Below are 20410 nucleotides of genomic sequence, written 5' to 3'. Positions count from 1 at the left end.
GCTTCCCCGGGGCGTATGACGTTATCGGCGCGTCAACTCGACGAGCGCACGGGTCAGTGCGGGGCGCCCGGCTCGACGTCGCGCTCGAAGTGCTCGGGCACGACGACCGGCTTGAGCTTGGCCCAAGCCATGAACCCGACGCCCACGACCAGCAGGATGACGCCGGCCCACAGGTTGGCGTTGATGCCGCCGGTCTTCTCGGTCTCCGGGTCGCCGAAGATCCCCATCCCGAGCATGATCAGCCCGTAGATCCCGAGCAGCAGCCCGATGATGTTCCGGATGTCGAAGGCTCCGGCGGTGTGTGCGTTGCGGTTGCTCATCGTGGGGCTCCTTAGAACATCGCGTTGAGGACGATGACCATCACACCGGCGAGGATCGCCAGTGGGACGGTACGGCGGTACCAGGGGTAGGACGCCTCGTCGGGATCGGTGCGCTGCTCCTTCGGCGTCTCGGAGTAGACCAGCCCGACCAGCTGCTCGGCGGGCTTCGGCTTGGTCACCATCGTCACCACGACGCTGACCACGATGTCCACCACGAACGCGACCGAGGCGGCCAGGAAGGCCGCACCTTGTCCGGACACGGGGATGACCCCGACCGACAACTCGCTCAGGCCGTTCTCCGAGAGCACCGCCACCGTCACCGCGGACAGGGTGCCGGCGATCAGGCCGGCCCAGCCGGCGGTCGGGGTCATCCGCTTCCAGAACATCCCGAGGATGAACGTGGCGAACAGCGGCGCGTTGAAGAAGCCGAACAGTGCCTGCAGATACTCCATGATGTTGCTGAAGTTCGCTGCAAACGATGCAGTGAAGATCGCGATGAAGGTCGCCGCGACTGTGGCCAGCCGGCCCACCCGGAGGTAGTGGTCGTCGGACTTGCCCTTGACCAGGTAGGCGCCGTACAGGTCGTAGGAGAAGACGGTGTTGAACGCGGAGATGTTCGCCGCCATGCCGGCCATGAACGCCGCCAGCAGATCGCCAGCCCGAGCAGGCCGTTGGGCAGGATGTCGCGCATCAGCAGGAGCAGCGAGTCGTTGTAGGTGACCCTCTCGCCGGAGGAGCCACCCGGCACTGTCTCGCCGGCCTTCACCTGGGCGATCTCCGCCACCAGGACCGCGGCCAGCATGCCGGGCACGATGGTGATGAAGGGGACGAACATCTTCGGGAAGGCGCCGATGATCGGCGTCTTGCGGGCCGAGGAGATCGAGTCCGAGGCCATCGCGCGCTGCACCTCGACGAAGTTCGTGGTCCAGTAGCCGAAGGAGAGCACGAAGCCGAGGCCGAAGACGATGCCGACCACCGAGAGGATCGGGCTGTCGAAGCCCGAGAGCGCCTGGCCGGGCCAGGACTCCAGCTGCTGGGCGGCCGGGGTGACGGTGTCGGGGTTGGCGGCGGCGGCCTCGCGGATCCGGTCCTGCATCCCGCTCCAGCCGCCGACGCGGTGCAGGCCGATCAGGGTCAGCGGCAGCAGCGAGGCCACGATCACGAAGAACTGCAGCACCTCGTTGTAGATCGCGGCCGACAGGCCGCCGAGGGTGATGTAGGAGAGCACGATCACGGCGGCGACGATCAGCGCCACCCACAGGGGCCAGCCGAGCAGCGCGTGCACGATGGAGCCGAGCAGGAATAGGTTAATCCCGGCGATCAGCAGCTGGGCCAGGGCGAAGGAGATCGCGTTGACCAGGTGCGCCCCCGGGCCGAACCGGCGGAGCATGAACTCCGGCACCGAGCGCACCTTGGAGCCGTAGTAGAACGGCATCATCACCACGCCGAGGAACAGCATCGCCGGGATCGCGCCGACCCAGAAGTAGTGCACCGTCGGCAGCCCGATCTGGGCGCCGGTGGCGCTCATCCCCATGATCTCGACGGCGCCGAGGTTGGCGGAGACGAAGGCCAGGCCGGTGACCCACGCGGGCAGCGACCGGCCGGACAGGAAGAAGTCGACGGAGTCCGAGACCTGGCGCCGGGCCATGAACCCGATGCCGAGCACGAACGCGAAGTAGACGACCAGGATCAGGTAGTCCACCCAGGATGCGTCGATGAGCGTTTCGGACATCACGCCCTCCCCTTCAGTGAGCCCATCGCGGTCCGAGTGACCGCTAGCGAACAAAGGTAGACCCGTAAGGCCGTCTCATGCACCACATGCGTCCCAGGGATTCGACGGCTCGCCGGGCTCGCGGCGCGCCGTGACGCCATGCTGGGGGATGCACGACGTCACTCACGGTTGCGTATGACGTCACTGTGATGTCATAGTGGAGTCATGGACATCACCCCGTACGTCGAGAGCCTGCGCCGCGACCTCGCGTCCGCCTCCGCCGCCGGCTCGGCGGAGGTCCAGCAGGTCGCCGAGCGCCTGCTGCTCGCCCTGGAGCCGGCCACTCGGCTCGCCCTGATGGAGGCGGTCTCCGAGGCCGCCGCGGAGATCACCAGCGAGCTGCCCGCGGGCAGCGTCGACGTACGCCTGCACGGACGCGAGCTGGACTTCGCCGTTCACGTCGACACCCCGGCCGCACCGGCTCCGCCGCCTCCCCCGGCCCCCGAGCCGGAGGACGAGGGCGGCCTGACCCGGGTCACCCTGCGGCTGCCCGAGAGCGTCAAGACCCGCGCCGAGGAGCTGGCCGCCGAGGCGGGCCAGAGCCTCAACACCTGGCTGGTCCAGGCGGTGCGGGCCGCCACCCGCGACGCCGCGATCAGCGTCGACGTGGACCTGTCCAGCCTGCCCTTCGGCGCCGACTCCTTCGGCCGCGCCAAGGGGAACCGCCGCATGACCGGGTGGATCTGACCCGGCCCCCATCACCGCAATCCGCATCCAGCACGGTCCGGCCCGACAGGGTCGGGACGTGGTCCTCGCTCACCCGAAAACCCGAGAGGCTCCCATGACCGACCACGAGTTCGACACCCCCCACCCCCTCCCCCTGCACGTCCAGATCGGCCGCGGCCGGGTCGACCTGACCGCGGCCGACACCACGCGCAGCCTGGTCGAGGTCACCGGCCCCGGGGCCGAGGAGGTCGAGGTCCACCTGTCCGGCGACCAGCTCAACGTCATCCAGCCCAGCCGCAGCGGGTTCCTCCGGGACCGGCAGGTCACCGTGCGGATCACCGTGCCGTCCGGCTCGGCGCCGGCCGTGCGCACCGGCAGCGCCGATGTCCACCTGAGCGGCGTCGTCGGGGACACCGAGATCCGCACCGGCTCCGGCGACGTCCGGATCGAGGTGGTGGACGGCCCCGCGCTGGTCGAGACCGGATCCGGGGACGTCGCGATCGACGAGGCGCGCGGGCCGCTGCGGCTCAAGAGCGGGTCGGGCGACCTGGTCGTCGGGCACGCCGCCGCGCCGGTCGCCGCCTCCACCGGATCGGGCGACGTCCGGATCGACACCAGCGACGGGCCGGTCGTGACCAAGACCGGCTCCGGCGACATGGTCATCCAGCACGCTGCCAGCGACATCGGCTGGCAGACCGGCACCGGCGACCTCGCCGTCCAGCGGGTCGAGCGCGGCCAGGTCACGGCCAAGAGCGCCTCGGGCGACATCGTCCTCGGCGTCCCTCCGCGGCTGCCGGTGTGGACCGACATGCACAGCACCACCGGCGACGTCTCCTCCGACCTGGAGGGGGTGGGCGAGCCAGCCCCCGGCGCGGACCACCTCGAGGTGCGCGCCACGACCGCCACCGGCGACATCCGGCTGCGCCGGGCGGACTGACCGAGAGGAGGCAGCCATGCACGAGCTCAGCACCGAGATCCAGCTGGTCGCGAACCGGCTCGGCCGCGAACGCCGCGGCCCGCGTGTCCCGACGTACCGCAGCTCCCGCACCCCGCGCAGCGGACCGCGACCCCGCCAGCGGCGGTGACGTCAGATCGTCGTGCGGTGGAAGTTCTGGAACGACCGCGACGGCGTGGGCCCGCGCTGGCCCTGGTAGCGCGAGCCGTACTTGGCCGAGCCGTAGGGGTGCTCGCTGGGCGAGGTCAGCTGGAAGAAGCAGAACTGGCCGATCTTCATCCCCGGGTAGAGCTTGATCGGCAGCGTCGCCACGTTGGCCAGCTCCAGCGTCACGTGGCCGGAGAAGCCGGGGTCGACGAACCCGGCGGTCGCGTGGGTGAGCAGCCCGAGCCGCCCGAGCGACGACTTGCCCTCCACCCGCGCGGCGATGTCGTCGGGCAGCGAGACGACCTCATACGTCGAGCCGAGCACGAACTCGCCGGGGTGCAGGATGAACGCCTCGTCGCCCTCGGTCTCGATCTCGCGGGTCAGCTCGGACTGGTCGGCCGCGGGGTCGATGTGCGGGTAGCGGTGGTTCTCGAAGACCCGGAAGAAGCGGTCGAGGCGTACATCGATGCTCGAGGGCTGCAGCATGTCCGGGTCCCAGGGGTCCATCGCGATCCGGCCGGCGTCGATCTGGGCGAGGATGTCGCGGTCGCTGAGCAGCACGGGGCGACCCTACCCGCGATGCCGGACGGGCCGGCAGGGACAATCCCACTATGAGCTGGCAGCGGTACGTCGCCCTCGGCGACTCCTTCACCGAGGGGGTCGGCGACCACGACCCCGAGCGCCCCAACGGGGTCCGCGGCTGGGCCGACCGGGTGGCCGAGGTGCTCGGCGCCCACACCCCCGGCTTCGGCTACGCCAACCTGGCCATCCGCGGCCGCAAGCTCGACCAGATCCTGGACGAGCAGGTGGAGCCGGCGCTCGCATTGGAGCCCGACCTGGTCACGATCTACGCCGGAGCCAACGACATCCTGCGACCCAGCGTGAACATCGACGGCCTGGTCGAGAGGTACGACGCCGCGCTGGCCCGGCTGGCCGCGACCGACGCCACGCTGCTCGTCTTCACGGCCTACGACCCGTCGAGCTCGGCGATCTACCGCCCGCTGCGCGGCCGGTTCGCGACCTACAACGAGCTGGTGCGCTGGGCCGCGGACCGCAACGGCGCCCGGATCGTCGACTTCTGGCGGATGCGGGAGTACCGCGACTGGCGGATGTGGGACAGCGACCGGATGCACATGAGCACCCTGGGTCACCAGCGGATGGCGGCCGCCGTGCTCGACGTCCTCGGCGTCACCCACGAGCTGACCGCGCCCGAGCTCGAGCCGGTGCTGCCCGGGCGTCCCCGCGAGGTGTGGGCGGCCAATGCCCGGTGGGGCCGGGACTTCCTCGGCCCGTGGGTGCACCGCCGGCTCACCGGCCGCTCCAGCGGCGACGGCCTCGCGGCACGCCGCCCGGGAATTGCTCCCGTCGACTGAGCGGGTACTATTCCCATCGACCCGCTCAGGCAGCGGGTCGCTGCGGATGTAGCTCAGTTGGTAGAGCGCGACCTTCCCAAGGTCGATGTCGCGAGTTCGAGTCTCGTCATCCGCTCCACTGAAGCCGCCGCCTCGATCTCCGGGTGGCGGCTTCTGGCATTCCGCCGGGAGGCGCCGCTCGGTCAGCGGCTACCGTTCAAGCTAGATGTCGGCCAGAAGTTTGGCTAATGTTGCGTCATGAAGACCGTCGCCCTCAGTGAGGCCAAGGACAAGCTCTCCGCGCTCGTCGACGAGGCGGAGAGCACCCACGAGATCATCACCATCACTCGGCATGGTCACAACGCCGCGGTCTTGATCGCGGCCGACGAGCTGGAGTCGATGCGCGAGACGATCAGGTTGCTCTCGACGCCCGGAACGGTTGAAGAGCTCGACCGTGCGCGCGAGGAGTACGCCGCCGGCGGGACCACTGGCGGCGACGACCTCCGGAGCCGCTTCGGCCTCACCAGCCAGTGACCGAGCCCGGGACCGAATGGCGAGTCGAGTTCTCCTCGGCGGCGGTCCGGTCGCTGGACCGGCTTCCGGAGAAGGTGGCTGCGGCGGTGGTCGAGTTCACCACCGGCACGCTCCCGACCAACCCCCATCGGCTCTCCCAGCAACTCCAGGCCGAGCTCGCTGGCTGGCGGGTCGCCCGTCGGGGCAGCTACCGAGTCACCTTCCAGATCCTCGACCAGGATCGAGTCCTGCTCGTCGGGCGGATCGACCACCGAGCCGACATCTACCGACGGCGCTGAGGAGATCCCGCACGCACGTGGAGGTGATGCCGCTTGCCGAACGCGTGGCCGCCCGGGTCCGGCCCGGAGCCGCCACGCCAAGGGTCCAGGGGCACCGCCCCGCCTGCTTCAGTAGGCCAGGCGGTCACAACTCCCGCGTGAAGTGGTGCGAGCTGATCCGGAACCCGGCGTTGAGGTAGAGCCGGTGTGCCGCCGTACGGTCGGCGCCGACACCGGAGTCGAGGTGCACCTGCCGGCAGCCCTCCCGCTCGGCCTCGGCCAGCAGCCACTCGAGCAGCGTGCCGGCATGCCCCTGCCGGCGCGCCGTGGCGAGCGTCGAGAGGTCGTCGACATACAGGTGGCGGCCCCACGCCAGGTTCTCGGCGACCCGGAAGCCGGCCACGGCCAGGGCGCGGTCGCTGCCGTCCGGCACCCACGCCACCAGGCGATAGCCGGCCGGGCGCTGCACCTCGTCGACCTGCCGGACGAAGGCGTCGCGCTGGTCCAACCCGGTGCGCAGCTCGCGCATCGCGTCGAAGGCCCGCTCGGTGTGGGGTGGCAGCAGCTCGACGATCACGGGCTCATGCTGCCAGGGCGCCGCGAGGCGGCTCTCGGTGACCGTCAACACAGCAAGCCGCGAATGACAGCGATGTGATTCACGGCGTGTCGCTGCCGTGTTTCTGCTGTGACTCATGAGATAGTTGCGGACTTTGTGACTGTAGGGGAAAGTGTGACGCGATAACGGCTCCTCCCTCGGAAAGTGCGGCTCGTCATGTCCCTGCGCTCCCGCGTCACGACGCGAACCCCCCGACTCCGGCCGGGCCACTGGCGGCCGGTCGTCCTGACCGCCGCCGCCCTCGCCGGCCTGCTGGCCGTCGCGCCGCTCCTGCCGGACCGCGAGACGCCGCGCCCGCAGGCGCGGGTGATCGACCAGCCCGGCACCATGACCGCCACCCAGGGCAAGGTGGACACGAAGATGCAGGCCGAGATCGACCGGGTGGTCGGCGAGGGCATGCGCCTGCCGCGGACGACGGCCCGGATGACCCCCGCCCGGATGGCGTCCACCCAGGTGCGCTGCGCCGAGCTGGAGGGCCAGACCTACTGCCTCGGCCAGGGCTGGACCTCCAAGAGCGAGGCCGCGGTCCAGCAGGAGGTGGCCCGCGAGGTCACCGCGGCCGCCGCGCGGCGTACTCCACTGGAGACCACCGGCGACCTGTCCCTGGCCGACGAGCTGCGCCAGCGCGCCGCCATGTCCCCGCAGGCCCGGGCGAAGCTGGAGCGTGCGGAGCTGACCACCGCGGCGAAGTCGGTGGCGAAGGTCTGGCTGCTCCGTCACGAGATCGAGGGCACCCCGCTGCCCGCCGGCTTCGCCCGGCGGCACCCCGAGGCCCGGCTCGCCCAGGGTCGGTCCGGTGCGGGCGGGATCCGGCTGACGGCCGGCAAGACCGCCCGCGACTACCCCCAGCGCTCCACCGTCGTCTCCAGCAAGCGCGTCTCCGAGCAGATCCGCAGCTACTGGTGCGGCCCCGGCGCCATGCAGATGATCGGCTGGGGCTGGAGCGGGACCAAGCTCTCGCAGTCCACCTGGGCCGGCCGCCTGGGCACCACCACCAGTGGTACGGCGATCACCCGGATGGTGGCCGCCACGAACAGGTACACCGGGTGGGACCGCGCCAGCCGGGCCGGCACCTACATCACCCTGGACATCAGCGGTTACAGCTTCGACAAGTGGTGGCTGCTGATGATGCGGCACGTCGAGGACTACCGCGCGCCGGTGATCCTGCACCCGCTGCTGTACAAGAGGTGGTTCCCCTACCTCGACGACGACGCGTCGGGTCACTTCCAGATGGGCCGGGGCTACGACAAGAACGGTGCGGACCCCAACCTGATCGGCTACTTCGAGCCGTGGAACCAGAAGCGTTTCGACCCCTCGGAGCCCTACATCAAGCGGGTCCAGTGGCAGCGGGCCTACAACTCCTACCGCGCCAACAAGGCCCACTTCCAGCACAACGTCGGGGTCTGACCGGGTGCGCCGCCTCGCCGCCGCCGCGCTCACCGCCCTGGTCCTGGTCCTGACCGGGTGCACGACAGAGTCCGGCTCCGAGCCGGAGGGCCGGGACTCCTCGGCGCAGGGGTCGTCCTCGGCCGCGCCCGAGGAGAGCGCGGCCTCGGCTCCCGGCGACCTGCCCGAGCCGGGTACGGCGGAGCAGCCCGCCGAGGTGGAGCCGATCCGGGATCTCCTGGACTGGCGCCGGGCCGGCGACCCGACCCGCACCACCGTGACCGCCGGGTCGGCGTACACCCTCGCCGTGTCCGCCGACAGCGCCCGCGCGAGGCTCGACGGACCGAACGGACGCACGGTGCGGGCGCCCAACGGCTTCCGGATCAGCGACGCCCTGCTGGACGAGCAGTACGCCGTCATCGTGATCCAGGACGCGACCGAGGCCGAGCCCTCGCGGGCCACTGTGGTCGACCTCTCCGACGGCAGCACCACCCGGCTGGACGGGCGCTCCCAGCCGCCGACCGTCAACGGCGGCTCCTGGGCGCTGGCAGACGGACGCGTCTTCCACCCGACCATCGGGAAGCGCGGTGCCTACTGCCTGGCCGAGGTGAATCTGGCCTCCGGCGAGGGCCAGACCACCTACTGCGCCGACGCGAACTCGGGCTTCAACCAGGTCAGGGCGACGCCGGAGGGGCTGTCGCTGCTCAGCTTCGACGACGGCACCCCGTCGTGCCGGACCGTGCTCGCGGTCGGCGAGGCGTCGATGGAGCCGTTCCCCGGTGTGAAGGAGTGCGCCGGCTGGGAGGGCCTCCTCCTGCCCGACGGGGCGGTCTGGACCCAGGTCGAGGACGAGAACCGGATCGAGCAGGGCTCGCTGCGCGCCCGGGTCGGCGACGGCTACTACGACCTCGGCTCCGGCGCGACCGGCAGCCTGGTGTGGTGCGGCGACGCTGCCTACTTCTCCCGCAACCAGGAGACCGACACCGGCCCGGCCCAGCTGCTGAGGTGGGACGGCTCCTCGCTGGCCGTCGTGTTCGAGGCCGGGAAGGGCGGACCCTCCTCGATCTCCGCGCCGCGGTGCGGCGGCGACGCGATCAGCGTCTCGGTGCTCGCCGAGACCGGCGACCGGCAGGTCACCGCGCCCGTCGGCTGACCCGGTTCGGGTACGGCGCCTCAGGCGGTCGCCTGCACCCACTCGACCAGCGGGCGCCCGGCGCGCCAGTCGCGCCGTACCCACTCCAGCAGCTCGGCGGTGTGGATCTCCTCGGGGAAGCCGTAGGACCGGCCCAACGTCAGCGACTTGTGTCGCAGCAGGTCGATCCGGGGGTGGTCGGCGTCGAAGCCGCGCGGCGAGGTCTTGAGGGTCTCGCCCGTCCGCTCCCAGCCGTCGGCCTCCAGGCCCTCGACGATGCCGGCCAGCTCCGGGCCGGTCCGGTCGTGGTCGATGGCCGAGCGGATCGCGGCCAGCTGCTCGCGCTCGGCGCGGTAGTAGCCGACGCCGACCCGGACCCCGGCGGCCGAGATCTCGACGTACCACCCCGTCGCCGGTCCCGCGGAGACGAAGGCGCCCTGGTGGGTCTTGTACGGCGTCTTGTCCTTGGCGAACCGCACGTCCCGGTAGGGGCGGAAGACCTTCGCGGTCCCGAACTCCGGCTCGAGCGCGGCGCAGAGCGCGGTCATCGGCGCCCGCACGGCGTCGGCGTACACCGGCTTGTGCGCCTCCCAGAACGACTTGGTGTTGTCCATCTCCAGGTCGTCGTAGAAGTCCAGCGCGGCCACCGGGAAGCCCTCGAACGACATGGATCGAGCCTACGGCCCGACCCCCGCGTTGCATCCTGCCGCGGCGCCTGCCAGAGTCTCGCCCTGTGGCTGACCAGGTCTGGCTGCCGGACGGTACCGAGGCATGGGTGCTGCCCCTGCTGCACTCCGACCGCGAGCGGTTCGTCGAGGAGTTCGAGGCCCTGTCCCCGGACAGCCGGCGCCGCCGCTTCCTCTCCCCCGTCGTGCACCTCTCCGACGCCCTGTTGCAGTCGCTGGTCGACGACGTGGACGGGATCGACCACGTGGCCCTGGTGCTCTTCGCCGCCACCGACGCCGACGACTTCGAACCGGTGGCGATCGGCCGGATGGTGCGCTACCCCGACCTGCCCGACGCCGCCGACATAGCGGTGACGGTGAAGGACAGCTGGCAGGGCCGGGGGGTCGCCTCCGCGCTGCTCCCGGTGCTGCTCGAACGGCGCCCGGCGGGCGTGACGCACGTGCTCACCGAGGTCGCGGCCGACAACCCCGCCTCGCTCGCGATGCTGCACAAGCTCGGTCCGGTGACGCGGACGCCGACCGGCCATGGTGGGTACGACGTGGAGGTGGACCTGGTCGGCGCCGGACCGCGCCATCCCTCGGCCGAGCGGGTCGGCCACCGGCTGCACCCGGTCCTGGAAGAGCCGTGGCGCCTGCTGCTCCGCCAGCGGGACCGGGTCTGCCCCTGGCTGCAGTGAGCCCCCGGCCGCCCGCCCGGCTCGCTTGCGCCGCCGTACGCCCGACGGGGTGACCGGAGGTAGCCAGGCCACGCGAGACAGCGCCCCGGACGTGGCTGGGCCACCCCCCAGTCAGGGGGACGGAGCTCAGTGCGGCTGCCAGGCGTCCTCGTCGGCGGTCCGGTCGGTGACCGCGGCGGGGAGGTCGCCGTCGGCCAACTGCTGGATCGAGACCTCCTCGAAGACGTCGCGCAGCGAGCGGCGCGCCGCGATCCACACGTGCTGGAGCACCTCGGCGGAGTCCTTGTAGGTCACCGCCTCCGGGCGCAGCCCGTAGACCGAGACCAGCGGCCCGTCCACCGCCCGGATCACGTCGGCGACGCTGACGGTGTCGGCGTCCTTGGCCAGCCGCCAGCCGCCGGACTGACCGCGCTGGGAGACCACGATGCCCGCGCGGCGCAGGTCGGCCAGGATCGCCTGAAGGAAGCCGGACGGGATGTCCTGCCGCCGGCCCAGCTCGTCGGCGCTCACCGGTGTCGCGTCCGCGCGTCCGGCCATCTCGATCAGCGCCCGCAGGGCGTAGTCGGACTTCGTCGAGACGCGCATGGGGACATCTTTCCAGATGACCCGGCCACTTCCGTGCGTTGCCGGACGCTCACGTCCCAGAACGACCGACGCCCCCGAGCCGGGTGGGCGGACTCGGGGGCGTCGTTCAGCAGCGCGCGGGGTCAGTGCACGCCGGCGAGTGCCTCCTCGGAGAGCACGTCGTCACGGTTGCGACGGTGGTCGCGGATGGCGAAGGCCAGGGCCGCGACCCAGGCGACGGCCACGACCGCGGCGATCACGCCGCGCTGGTTGCCGGGCGCTCCCAGCGCCTCGAGGATCGTGTTGGTGTTGGTCAGCACGATCACGCCACCGGCGGCGACACCGAGGATGGTGGCGGGCAGGTGCCGCACCAGCCACGCGGCGAACGGGGCGGCGATCACACCGCCGACGAGCAGCGCCGCGGCGATCTCCCAGTCGATGCCGGCCGAGCCGAGCGCGAACAGGAAGCCGAGCGAGCCGCCGATCGCGACCAGGAACTCGGAGGTGTCGATCGAGCCGACGACCTTGCGCGGCTCGAGCCGGCCGCTGGAGAGCAGGGTGGTCGTGCCGACCGGGCCCCAGCCGCCACCGCCGAGGGAGTCCATCGCGCCGGCGAAGAGGCCCAGCGGGGCGAGGAACGCCGGGGACGGGCTGCTCTTGATCTTCGGACGACGGCCGCGCAGGACCAGGAAGCGCCACATCACGTAGAGACCGAGCACCAGCAGGATGCCGGCGACCCAGGGCTTGGCGACGGCGGCGTCGAGCGAGGCCAGGAAGGTCGCGCCGGCGAAGGCGCCGATCGCACCCGGGACCGCCAGGATCGACACGGTGCGCCAGTCGACGTTGCCGAGCTTGTGGTGGGAGATGCCGGAGACCAGCGTGGTGCCGATCTCGGAGAAGTGGACGGCGGCCGAGGCGGCGGCCGGGGCGACGCCGACGGCGAGCAGCAGCGTGGAGGACGTCACGCCGTACGCCATCCCGAGCGAGCCGTCCACCAGCTGCGCTGCCAGGCCCACGATGGCCAGGACGATGAAGTTCTTCATGGGAAGGGGAAGCCTTTCGACGATGCCCGAGGATTCATGACCAAGTTGATCGGGTTTCTAACTCTAGCGGATAACTAGACATTAATGGGGTCAAGCGTGTCAACTCGGCGCGCCTTGATCCAGATCACATCCGCCGACCCCTGCTTGCGGCCCGGCGCAGCGCAGAGCACAATGGAAGTTACTGACCAGTACGTAACCTGCCGGACCCCGATCGAGAAGGTGGATCTGTGAGCCACTACAAGAGCAATCTGCGCGACATCGAGTTCAACCTCTTCGAGGTCTTGGGCCGCGACGACGTCCTGGGCCAGGGCCCGTTCGGCGAGGTCGACGGCGAGACCGCGCGCGAGATCCTGGCCGAGGTGGACCGGCTGGCCCGCGAGGACCTGGCGGCCTCCTATGAGGACAGCGACCACAACCCGCCGGTCTTCGACCCGGCCGCGCACACCGCCGACGTACCCGAGAGCTTCAAGAAGAGCTACCAGGCGTGGGTGGACTCGGAGTTCTGGCGGCTGCAGATCGGCGAGGAGCTCGGCGGCACCCCCGCACCCTCCTCGATCATCTGGGCGATCGGCGAGCTGGTGCTGGGCGCCAACGCCCCGATCTGGATGTACGGCGCCGGGCCGGCCTTCGCGAGCATCGTGCACCGCAACGGCAACGAGCGCGACAAGCAGATCGCTCAGCACATCATCGACCGCGGCTGGAACACCACCATGGTGCTCACCGAGCCCGACGCCGGCTCCGACGTGGGCGCCGGTCGCACCAAGGCCACCCCGAACGAGGACGGCACCTGGAACATCGAGGGCGTCAAGCGGTTCATCACCTCCGCCGAGTCCGACCTCACCGACAACATCGTGCACCTGGTGCTGGCCCGCCCGGTCGGCGTCGAGGGTGCCGGCGGCCCCGGCACCAAGGGCCTCTCCCTCTTCATCGTGCCGAAGTTCCACTTCGACCCCGAGACCGGCGAGATGACCGGCGAGCGCAACGGCGCCTACGTCACCGGCGTCGAGCACAAGATGGGCATCAAGGTCTCCAACACCTGCGAGCTCACGTTCGGCGACCCGGGCGTCGGCGGCGGCGAGCCGGCCCGCGGCTGGCTGCTCGGCGAGGTGCACAACGGCATCGCGCAGATGTTCCAGGTGATCGAGAACGCCCGGATGATGGTGGGCACCAAGGCCATCGCCACGCTCTCCACCGGCTACCTCAACGCGCTGGACTACGCCAAGGAGCGGGTGCAGGGCGCCGACCTCACGCAGTCCGCGGACAAGACCGCGCCGCGCGTGACGATCACTCACCACCCCGACGTCCGCCGCTCGCTGATGACCCAGAAGTCCTTCGCCGAGGCGATGCGCGCGCTGGTCCTCTACACCGCCACCTGGCAGGACCAGGTGATGCAGGCCGAGTACGCCGGCACCGCGGACTCCGAGGAGAACCAGCTCGCCGTGGCGGTCAACGACCTGCTGCTGCCGATCGTGAAGGGCTACGGCTCCGAGCGCTCCTGGGTGCTGCTGGGCACCGAGTCGCTGCAGACCCTCGGCGGCTCGGGCTTCCTCACCGAGTACCCCATCGAGCAGTACGTCCGGGACGCCAAGATCGACACCCTCTACGAGGGCACGACCGCGATCCAGGGGCAGGACTTCTTCTTCCGCAAGATCGTCAAGGACCAGGCCCGGGCGCTGACCCACCTCAACGGCGAGATCGACGCGTTCATCTCCTCCGAGGCGGGCAACGGCCGGCTCAAGGTCGAGCGCGAGCTGCTGGCGCAGGGCCTCGCCGACGCCGGCGAGCTGGTCGGCTGGATGATCAACACCCTGATGACCGCCGACGAGTCGGCCGAGGGCGGCGACATCCGCAACATCTACAAGGTCGGGCTCAACACCACCCGGCTGCTGATGGTGCTCGGCGACCTGGTCTGCGCCTGGCTGCTGCTGCGCCAGGCCGAGGTCGCGCTGGAGAAGCTGGGCGGCGAGGTCTCCCCGGCGGACAAGGCGTTCTACGAGGGCAAGGTGGCGGCGGCCAAGTTCTTCGCGGCCAACAACCTGCCCGCGATCTCCGCCGAGGTGGCGATGGCCAAGGCGACGGACCTGGAGCTGATGGAGCTCGACGAGTCGGCCTTCTGAGGCGCCGTACGCCTCTCGCCCCCGACCCGACGGCGGGGGCGGGGGGTACGGCGCGCGCCCGGGGCGCCCGCGTGAACAATCGACCACGACTGCGGGGAGTGCACCGCGGATCGCGCGAACCAGGTGCATTTCCGCACACGACCCGGGGACGTTCACCACGGTCCGCCGCGATTCGCCGCCCGAGACGCCCACCCGAGGCCCAACACGAGCCCTGGGGCGCATGTGACGGATGGGAATTACCCCCGGAAGGGTGATTCGCCCAGGCGGGTCGGCGTCGTTCCATAGAAGACCCTGGGGACGCCCCTGGTCCCCTGAACTGGAGGACATGTCATGGGAATCGGCCTCGGAGTCATCCTCGCGGTCATCGGCGTCATCCTGCTGCTCAACGTCGTCGAGCTGCCTGCAGCAATCGATGACGTGGTCGCCACCAACACGCTCGGCTGGATCCTCCTGATCGCGGGCATCGTGGTGATCGTGCTCGCCCTGATCCAGACCCGCAGCGCCAACCGCTCCGTGGTGGAGGAGCGACGACGCTGACCTGACCACACAACGCCGACGGCCGGCGTCCCTCTGCGGCGGGGCGCCGGCCGTCGTGTGTGCCGAGTGGATCAGGCGTGGGTACGCCGGCCCTTGCGGCCGTCGTACCGCGCACCGTCGCGGCCCTCGCGCGCACCCGGGCGACCCCCGCCGTGCGGGCGGCCCTTGCCCTGGGGGCGGCCCTTGCCGTGCGGCCGGCCGGAGCCGGAGCGGGCGTAGGGCTTGCGGCCGCCGCCCTTTCGCTCGCCGCGCTGCGGCGCGACCGGGCCGGGGTGGCCGGTCTCGGCGAGCGCCTCGGCGGTCATCGGCTGGGGCGCCGTACGCAGGTCGTGGTGCAGCACCTCGACGCCGGCCTGCTGCTGCATCCGGACCACGGAGGAGACCAGCTTCGGCGTGGTGATGGTGACGACGGCACCGTCCTCGCCGGCGCGCGCGGTGCGGCCGGAGCGGTGCAGGTAGGCCTTGGCGTCGCTGGCGGCGTCGAAGTGCACGACCATGTCGACCCCGTCGACGTGGATGCCGCGGGCCGCGACGTCGGTCGCCACGACCGCCTTCGCCTCGCCGGAGGAGAAGCGGGCCAGGTTGCGCTCGCGCACCCGCTGGGAGAGGTCGCCGTGCAGGTCGACCGCACGCACGCCCTGCTCGGTGAGGGTCTCGGCCAGCGTCATCGCCGCGTCCCGGGTGCGGGTGAAGACGATGGTGCGGCCGTTCGCGCGGACCAGGTCCGCGGTGGCCCGCTGCTTGTCCCGGAAGCCCCCGACGACCAGCGTGTGGTGGGTCATCGTGGTGACCGCGCCGCCGTTGGGGTCCAGCTCGTGCAGCCGCGGCTCGCGCAGGTGGGCGCGCACCAGCGCGTCCACGTCGCCGTCCAGGGTGGCGCTCAGCAGCAGCCGCTGGGAGCCGGCCGGGGTGAGCCCGACCAGCCGGTCGACCTCGGGGTAGAAGCCCAGGTCGCACAGGTGGTCCGCCTCGTCCAGGACGGTCATCTCGACGTCGTCGAAGAAGACGTAGCCCTGCTCGAAGAGGTCGCCGAGCCGGCCGGGGGTGGCGATGACGACGTCGGTGCGCTGCCGCAGCCGGCGGGTCTGGGCCTCGTACGGCGTGCCGCCGTAGACCGTGGTCAGCTTCAGCCCCAGCGAGGACGCGGCGGGCTCGAGCGCGCGCTTGACCTGGGTGGCCAGCTCGCGGGTGGGCAGGATGATGACGGCGCGCGGGTGGCTGGGGCGCGAGGAGCGGCCGGCGAGCCGGGCCAGCACGGGGATGCCGAAGGCCAGGGTCTTGCCGGAGCCGGTGCGGGCGCGGCCCAGCACGTCGTGGCCGGCGAGCGCGTCGGGGACGACGGCCTGCTGGACCGGGGTGGGCTCGGTGATCCCCTCGGCCGCGAGGGCCGCGATCAGGTCGGCGGGGAGGTCGGTGAAGGCGTGCGTGGGCGTCTCGAGGACGTCGGAGGTCATGACGATGCTTTCTGCTCAGTGATCGATCCGCCCGATCACTGGCCTCTGCACGCGTCAACGCGTGCGCCACACCGGGCTTGACGAAAAGAAGAAGACGGGCCGGACTGCCATCGACCGGCAGTGGCCACCTAACAGGGATAAGTCTACGGCCACCCGGCGCTCCGGCCCCAATCCGCGCGAGCGTGACGGCGCCCACGGTGCGTGTCCGCGCCGCGGTCTAGGGTGACGCGCATGAGCGATCAGGACCGGCTGAGGGAGTACGTCGAGGTCTGGTGGCAGGCCGTCGACGACTTCACCACGCTGCTGGAGCGGGTGCCCGAGGAGCAGTGGGGCACCCCGACCGACCTGCCCGGCTGGGACGTCCGCGCGGTCGCCGCGCACACCGCCCACCTGGAGTCGCTGCTCGCGGGCGGGCGGCACGCCGAGGTGGAGATCGGCGACCCGCCGCACGTGCGCGGCGACATGGGCCGCTTCACCGAGCAGGGCGTGGTGGGCCGCCGCGACCGTGGCCGCGACGAGCTGATCAACGAGATCCGCGAGTCCGCCACCACCCGCCACACCGCGCTGCTGGCCGACCCGCCCACCGACGGGTCGGCGCCTGCGCCGGGCCTCTTCGGCGCTATCGGGTGGAGCACCGAGACGCTGCTGCGCAACCGGCCGCTCGACGTGTGGATGCACGAGCAGGACGTCCGCCGTGCGGTCGACCAGCCCGCCAACCTCGACTCCCCCGCCGCCGCGCACGTCGTCGACTACCTCAGCGAGTCGCTCGGCCTGGTGCTGGCCAAGCGCGCCGAGGCCGCCCCGGGCAGCACCCTGGTCCTGGAGGTGGACGGCTTCGCTCCGCGCGCCTTCGTCGTGGACGACGACGGGCGCGGCTCGGAACTGGCCGAGGCGCCCGCCGACCCGACGGTGCGGTTGTCGATGGACCCCGAGACGTTCGTGCTGCTGACGGGCGGGCGCCGGGCGTCCGCCGGAGACGCCGTACGCATCGAGGGGGACGCCGACCTCGGCCGACGGGTCGTCGAGCGGATGGCGGTGACGCCGTGAAGTCCAAGCAGCGCACATGGGACCTCGAGGACATGCCCGACCAGACCGGGCGCACCGTGGTCGTCACCGGCGTCTCCGAGGGCGGGCTGGGCCACCACACCGCGCTGGAGCTGGCCCGCCGCGGTGCCCGGGTGGTGCTGGCCGGTCGCTCTCCGGAGAAGGTCGAGCGGACCGCCGAGCTGGTCACCGAGGAGGTGCCCGATGCCCGGCTGGACCGGCTCACCGTCGACCTGGCCGACCTCACCTCGGTGCGCCAGGCCGCCGAGACCGCCGCCGCGTTCGGGCCCATCGACGTGCTGGTCAACAACGCGGGAGTGATGGCGCCGCCCTACTCCCGCACCGTCGACGGCTTCGAGCTGCAGATGGCCACCAACCACTTCGGCCCGTTCCTGCTGACCGGGCTGCTGCTGGACCAGCTGGTCGCCAGCGCGGACGGCCGGGTGGTGACGGTCTCCTCGATCGGGCACCGCAGCGCGCCGCGCCCGCCGCTGGACGACCCGCGGACGCAGCGGGGCCGCTACCTGCGCTGGCCGGAGTACGGCCAGACCAAGCTGGCGAACCTGCTCTTCACCTACGAGCTGCAGCGCCGGGTCGAGGAGCGCGGCCTCCCGGTGCGGGCGCTGGCCGCCCACCCCGGCATCGCCGGGACGCACCTCGCCGCCAACGGCACCTTCGGCCGGTCCTCCGGCGGGGCCGCCACGATCCTCGACGCCGCGGTCAAGGGGCTCACCCAGTCGGCCGCGATGGGCGCGCTGCCCACGCTGATGGCCGCGACCGACGACCTGCCCGGCGGCACCTTCTGCGGCCCGTCGGGCTTCCAGCAGATCGGCGGCAAGCCCCGCGTCGTGGGCTCGTCGGCCGCCTCGCACGACCGCGAGGCGCAGCGGCGGCTGTGGGAGATCAGCGAGCAGGCGGTCGGGCTGGAGTGGCCCTGAGGCCGTTCAGTCCTGGGTCGCGGCGATCCTGCGCGGCAGCGAGAGCGCGGGCAGCTCCTCCAGCAGGAGCGGCCGCTCGTCCGGGCCGGCGAGCGGGATCCGCCAGTTGGGGTACTCATCGCTCGTGCCCGGCTGGTTGATGATCCGCCGGTCGCCGACCAGGTCCGAGAGCGCGACGCCGCGCAGTCGTGAGGGGGTCGCGGCGAGGAGGCGGTGCAGCGCGACGACCACGTCCTCCCGCCCCGCGGCGGTCTTCAGGTCGGCCGGCCCGTCGAGGAAGCCGCGCTCGGTCAGCAGCCGGCAGACCCGCTGGATCGACGTACGCTCCTGGGCGATCTCCTCCTCGACGCCGCGGGTGAGCAGGCCGAGCTGCTCGCGGAGCCGCACGTGCGCGAGCTCGAGATATCCCTCCGACGGCGCCAGGTCGTGGGTCGTCACGGTGGCCAGGCACAGCTCGCGGTAGTCCTCCGGCGGCAGCGGCCGGTCGCCGTCCCACTCGAACCAGAGCACCGACGTGCCGAGGATCCCGCGCTCGAGCAGGGCCTCCCGCGCGGTCGGGGGGACCACCCCCATGTCCTCGCCCACCACGAAGGCGCCGGCCCGGTGCGCCTCGAGCACCAGGATCGAGAGCATCGCCTCGTGGTCGTATCGGACGTAGGCGCCCTCCGAGGCGGGCATGCCCTCGGGGATCCACCACAGCCGGAACAGCCCGAGGACGTGGTCGATCCGCAGACCACCCGCGTCGACGAGGAGCGCGCGGATCATGTCGCGGTACGGCGCGTAGCCGGCCTCGGCGAGCCGGACCGGGTGCCACGGGGGCTGGGACCAGTCCTGGCCGAGCTGGTTGAACTGGTCCGGCGGGGCGCCGACGCTGACGCCGCGGACCAGGGCGCGGCGCAGGCTCCACGCGTCCGCGCCGGCCCGGTGGACGCCCACGGCCAGGTCGTGCACGACGCCGACCCGCATCCCGTCGGCCAGCGCGCTCTCCTGGACCGCCGCCAGCTGGCGGGCGAGCTGCCACTGCAGCCAGGTGTGGAAGCGGACCAGGTCGGCGTGCTCGGCGCGGAAGGCGGTCACCGCGTCGCTGCGCGGGTCCGCCAGCTCCTCGGGCCAGTCCCGGTCGTCGCCGAGCACCTCGGCGATGGCGCTCCAGGTGGCGAAGTCGGTCAGGCCGAGGCCGCGCGCGTCGGCGTACTCCTCCAGGCCGCGGGTGTCGTCGTCGGCCTCGAAGACCAGCCGGAGCGCGTCGCGCTTGAGCGCCCAGGCGGCGTCCCGGTCGATCCGCTCGCTGGTGGTGAGCTCGGCCGCGCGGGCGGCCAGCTCCTGGACCCGGTCGCGGGCGGCAGGGTCCAGCAGGGGGTAGGCCGGCAGCTCCTGGACGCGGAGGTAGAGGGGGTTGGCGAACCGGCGGGTCGTCGGCAGGTAGGGGCTGGGCTCCATCGGCGCGACCGGCTGGGCGGCGTGCAGCGGGTTGACCAGCACAAAGTCCGCGCCCAGGTCCCGGGCGCTCCAGGAGGCGAGGGCGGCCAGGTCGCCGAGGTCGCCGACGCCCCACGAGTCCGCCGAGCGCACTTGGTAGAGCTGGGTCAGCACGCCCCACGCCGGCCCGTCGGCCAGGGCCGGCGGCAGCTCGAGCCGCTCGGGCGCGACGACGAGCGGCACCGCGGCGTCCTGCTCGGCGGAGCCTGCGCCGTCGGTGTCGACCTCCGCGCGCAGCACGTGCCAGCCGAGGGGCAGGTCGGGGTCCAGCTCGACGGTGGCCTCGCCGGTCAGCACGCCGTCGACCGGGCGCGGGTCGACCCAGTGGTCGACCTGGCGGACCGGACGGGTGCCGCCGTCCTCGAGCTCGACGGTCACCCGCACCTCGGCGCCGTGCGGCACGTGCACCGGCACGCGCCGGGTGCGACCGGCGCGGGTCACCACGATGGGCGGGAGGGTCTGGCGCCACGGCCGGAGCTCGGCGTCGCTCAGCGCGGTCCGGACCGCCGCGTCGGTGGACACGTCCAGCCCGAGGGCGGTGAGGATGGCACGGAGCGCCTCGTCGCCGACGGGACGCTCGACGCCCTGCCAGTCGGTGAACCCGGTCGAGACGCCCCACGCGGCGGCGAGGTCGGCCAGGGCCTGGTCGGGTGTCTCCACCCGCGCGAGTCTGTCACGCGCGCCCGGCTCGTAGACGCGCGGACACAACCTGCTCCAGCGGGCCCGGCCGAGCGG

General features: G+C 72.0%; 21 protein-coding genes, 1 tRNA gene and 1 pseudogene. 14 read left to right on the top strand and 9 right to left on the bottom strand.

The genetic code is table 11. The annotated features are described in order from the left end of the window. Nucleotides 1-53: 53 nt before the first annotated feature. Entirely contained in the window at nt 54-320 is a 267-nt protein-coding gene (locus K8W59_RS01470; RefSeq protein WP_223397006.1) for a hypothetical protein, read from the bottom strand. Nucleotides 321-331: 11 nt separating this feature from the next. Then, nucleotides 332-2052: pseudogene (locus tag K8W59_RS01465) on the bottom strand (sodium:solute symporter family protein). 204 nt (nt 2053-2256) lie between these two features. Between K8W59_RS01465 and K8W59_RS01460 the strand changes: the two are divergent. From K8W59_RS01460 to K8W59_RS20100, 3 genes are all read left to right on the top strand, one after another. Further along, on the top strand, nt 2257-2778 hold the full coding sequence (locus K8W59_RS01460) for a toxin-antitoxin system HicB family antitoxin (RefSeq protein WP_223397005.1): 522 nt from the start codon (nt 2257-2259) through the stop codon (nt 2776-2778). A gap of 94 nt (nt 2779-2872) precedes the next feature. Then, nucleotides 2873-3694, top strand: a complete 822-nt coding sequence (locus K8W59_RS01455; RefSeq protein ID WP_223397004.1) for a DUF4097 family beta strand repeat-containing protein — start codon at nt 2873-2875, stop codon at nt 3692-3694. 16 nt (nt 3695-3710) lie between these two features. Further along, nucleotides 3711-3842, top strand: coding sequence for a hypothetical protein (locus K8W59_RS20100; protein ID WP_263283274.1), 132 nt, complete (start codon nt 3711-3713; stop codon nt 3840-3842). Between the two features lie 2 nt (nt 3843-3844). On the opposite strand, the gene dcd is transcribed toward K8W59_RS20100, so the two are convergent. Next, entirely contained in the window at nt 3845-4420 is a 576-nt protein-coding gene (gene dcd / locus K8W59_RS01450) for a dCTP deaminase (protein ID WP_223397003.1), read from the bottom strand. A 50-nt stretch (nt 4421-4470) separates the two neighbouring features. Between dcd and K8W59_RS01445 the strand changes: the two genes are divergently transcribed. The 4 genes from K8W59_RS01445 to K8W59_RS01430 all read left to right on the top strand — a co-directional run bounded on the left by K8W59_RS01445 (nt 4471) and on the right by K8W59_RS01430 (nt 6023). Then, on the top strand, nt 4471-5232 hold the full coding sequence (locus K8W59_RS01445) for an SGNH/GDSL hydrolase family protein (protein WP_223397002.1): 762 nt from the start codon (nt 4471-4473) through the stop codon (nt 5230-5232). Between the two features lie 42 nt (nt 5233-5274). After that, nucleotides 5275-5350, top strand: a tRNA-Gly gene (locus K8W59_RS01440). A 119-nt stretch (nt 5351-5469) separates the two neighbouring features. Beyond that, entirely contained in the window at nt 5470-5745 is a 276-nt protein-coding gene (locus tag K8W59_RS01435) for a type II toxin-antitoxin system Phd/YefM family antitoxin (protein WP_223397001.1), read from the top strand. Beyond that, entirely contained in the window at nt 5742-6023 is a 282-nt protein-coding gene (locus K8W59_RS01430) for a type II toxin-antitoxin system RelE family toxin (protein WP_223397000.1), read from the top strand. The genes K8W59_RS01435 and K8W59_RS01430 overlap by 4 nt, the downstream gene beginning before the upstream one ends. Before the next feature lie 124 nt (nt 6024-6147). Here K8W59_RS01430 and K8W59_RS01425 read toward each other — a convergent pair whose 3' ends face one another. Beyond that, nucleotides 6148-6579, bottom strand: a complete 432-nt coding sequence (locus K8W59_RS01425; RefSeq protein WP_223396999.1) for a GNAT family N-acetyltransferase — start codon at nt 6577-6579, stop codon at nt 6148-6150. Between the two features lie 195 nt (nt 6580-6774). Here K8W59_RS01425 and K8W59_RS01420 point away from each other — a divergent pair, with 195 nt between their 5' ends. After that, a complete protein-coding gene (locus K8W59_RS01420) occupies nt 6775-8025 on the top strand; it encodes a C39 family peptidase (RefSeq protein WP_223396998.1) in 1251 nt (416 codons plus the stop codon). Nucleotides 8026-8029: 4 nt separating this feature from the next. Then, a complete protein-coding gene (locus K8W59_RS01415) occupies nt 8030-9157 on the top strand; it encodes a hypothetical protein (protein WP_223396997.1) in 1128 nt (375 codons plus the stop codon). A gap of 20 nt (nt 9158-9177) precedes the next feature. Here the strand turns inward: K8W59_RS01415 and K8W59_RS01410 are convergent, their stop codons facing one another. Continuing rightward, on the bottom strand, nt 9178-9804 hold the full coding sequence (locus K8W59_RS01410; RefSeq protein WP_223396996.1) for a DUF2461 domain-containing protein: 627 nt from the start codon (nt 9802-9804) through the stop codon (nt 9178-9180). Between the two features lie 65 nt (nt 9805-9869). On the opposite strand from K8W59_RS01410, the gene K8W59_RS01405 reads away from it, so the two are divergent. After that, nucleotides 9870-10499 (top strand): GNAT family N-acetyltransferase, encoded by a 630-nt coding sequence (locus K8W59_RS01405; RefSeq protein WP_223396995.1) that lies wholly within the window; start codon nt 9870-9872, stop codon nt 10497-10499. A 126-nt stretch (nt 10500-10625) separates the two neighbouring features. Here the strand turns inward: K8W59_RS01405 and K8W59_RS01400 are convergent, their stop codons facing one another. Both K8W59_RS01400 and K8W59_RS01395 read right to left on the bottom strand, forming a co-directional pair. After that, nucleotides 10626-11084, bottom strand: a complete 459-nt coding sequence (locus K8W59_RS01400) for an RrF2 family transcriptional regulator (RefSeq protein ID WP_223396994.1) — start codon at nt 11082-11084, stop codon at nt 10626-10628. Between the two features lie 122 nt (nt 11085-11206). After that, complete coding sequence (locus K8W59_RS01395) at nt 11207-12106, bottom strand: sulfite exporter TauE/SafE family protein (RefSeq protein WP_223396993.1); 900 nt, start codon at nt 12104-12106, stop codon at nt 11207-11209. A gap of 227 nt (nt 12107-12333) precedes the next feature. Here K8W59_RS01395 and K8W59_RS01390 point away from each other — a divergent pair, with 227 nt between their 5' ends. Both K8W59_RS01390 and K8W59_RS01385 read left to right on the top strand, forming a co-directional pair. Beyond that, the gene (locus tag K8W59_RS01390) at nt 12334-14223 is read left to right on the top strand and encodes an acyl-CoA dehydrogenase (protein ID WP_223396992.1); all 1890 of its coding nucleotides are present in this window, start codon (nt 12334-12336) and stop codon (nt 14221-14223) included. A gap of 330 nt (nt 14224-14553) precedes the next feature. Further along, nucleotides 14554-14760: a DUF6458 family protein gene (locus tag K8W59_RS01385; RefSeq protein WP_223396991.1), complete on the top strand. Its 207-nt coding sequence runs from the start codon at nt 14554-14556 to the stop codon at nt 14758-14760. Nucleotides 14761-14831: 71 nt separating this feature from the next. Here the strand turns inward: K8W59_RS01385 and K8W59_RS01380 are convergent, their stop codons facing one another. Beyond that, entirely contained in the window at nt 14832-16214 is a 1383-nt protein-coding gene (locus K8W59_RS01380; protein ID WP_223396990.1) for a DEAD/DEAH box helicase, read from the bottom strand. Nucleotides 16215-16445: 231 nt separating this feature from the next. Between K8W59_RS01380 and K8W59_RS01375 the strand changes: the two genes are divergently transcribed. Both K8W59_RS01375 and K8W59_RS01370 read left to right on the top strand, forming a co-directional pair. After that, nucleotides 16446-17261: a maleylpyruvate isomerase family mycothiol-dependent enzyme gene (locus K8W59_RS01375; RefSeq protein ID WP_223396989.1), complete on the top strand. Its 816-nt coding sequence runs from the start codon at nt 16446-16448 to the stop codon at nt 17259-17261. Further along, nucleotides 17258-18196, top strand: coding sequence for an oxidoreductase (locus tag K8W59_RS01370; RefSeq protein ID WP_223396988.1), 939 nt, complete (start codon nt 17258-17260; stop codon nt 18194-18196). Before K8W59_RS01375 ends, K8W59_RS01370 begins: the two co-directional genes overlap by 4 nt. Nucleotides 18197-18202: 6 nt before the next feature. Here K8W59_RS01370 and malQ read toward each other — a convergent pair whose 3' ends face one another. Next, the gene (gene malQ, locus K8W59_RS01365) at nt 18203-20335 is read right to left on the bottom strand and encodes a 4-alpha-glucanotransferase (protein WP_223396987.1); all 2133 of its coding nucleotides are present in this window, start codon (nt 20333-20335) and stop codon (nt 18203-18205) included. Nucleotides 20336-20410 lie beyond the last annotated feature (75 nt).

The organism is Nocardioides rotundus (assembly GCF_019931675.1).
GTDB lineage: Bacteria > Actinomycetota > Actinomycetes > Propionibacteriales > Nocardioidaceae > Nocardioides > Nocardioides rotundus.
This window is presented reverse-complemented; position numbering and strand designations above follow the sequence as displayed.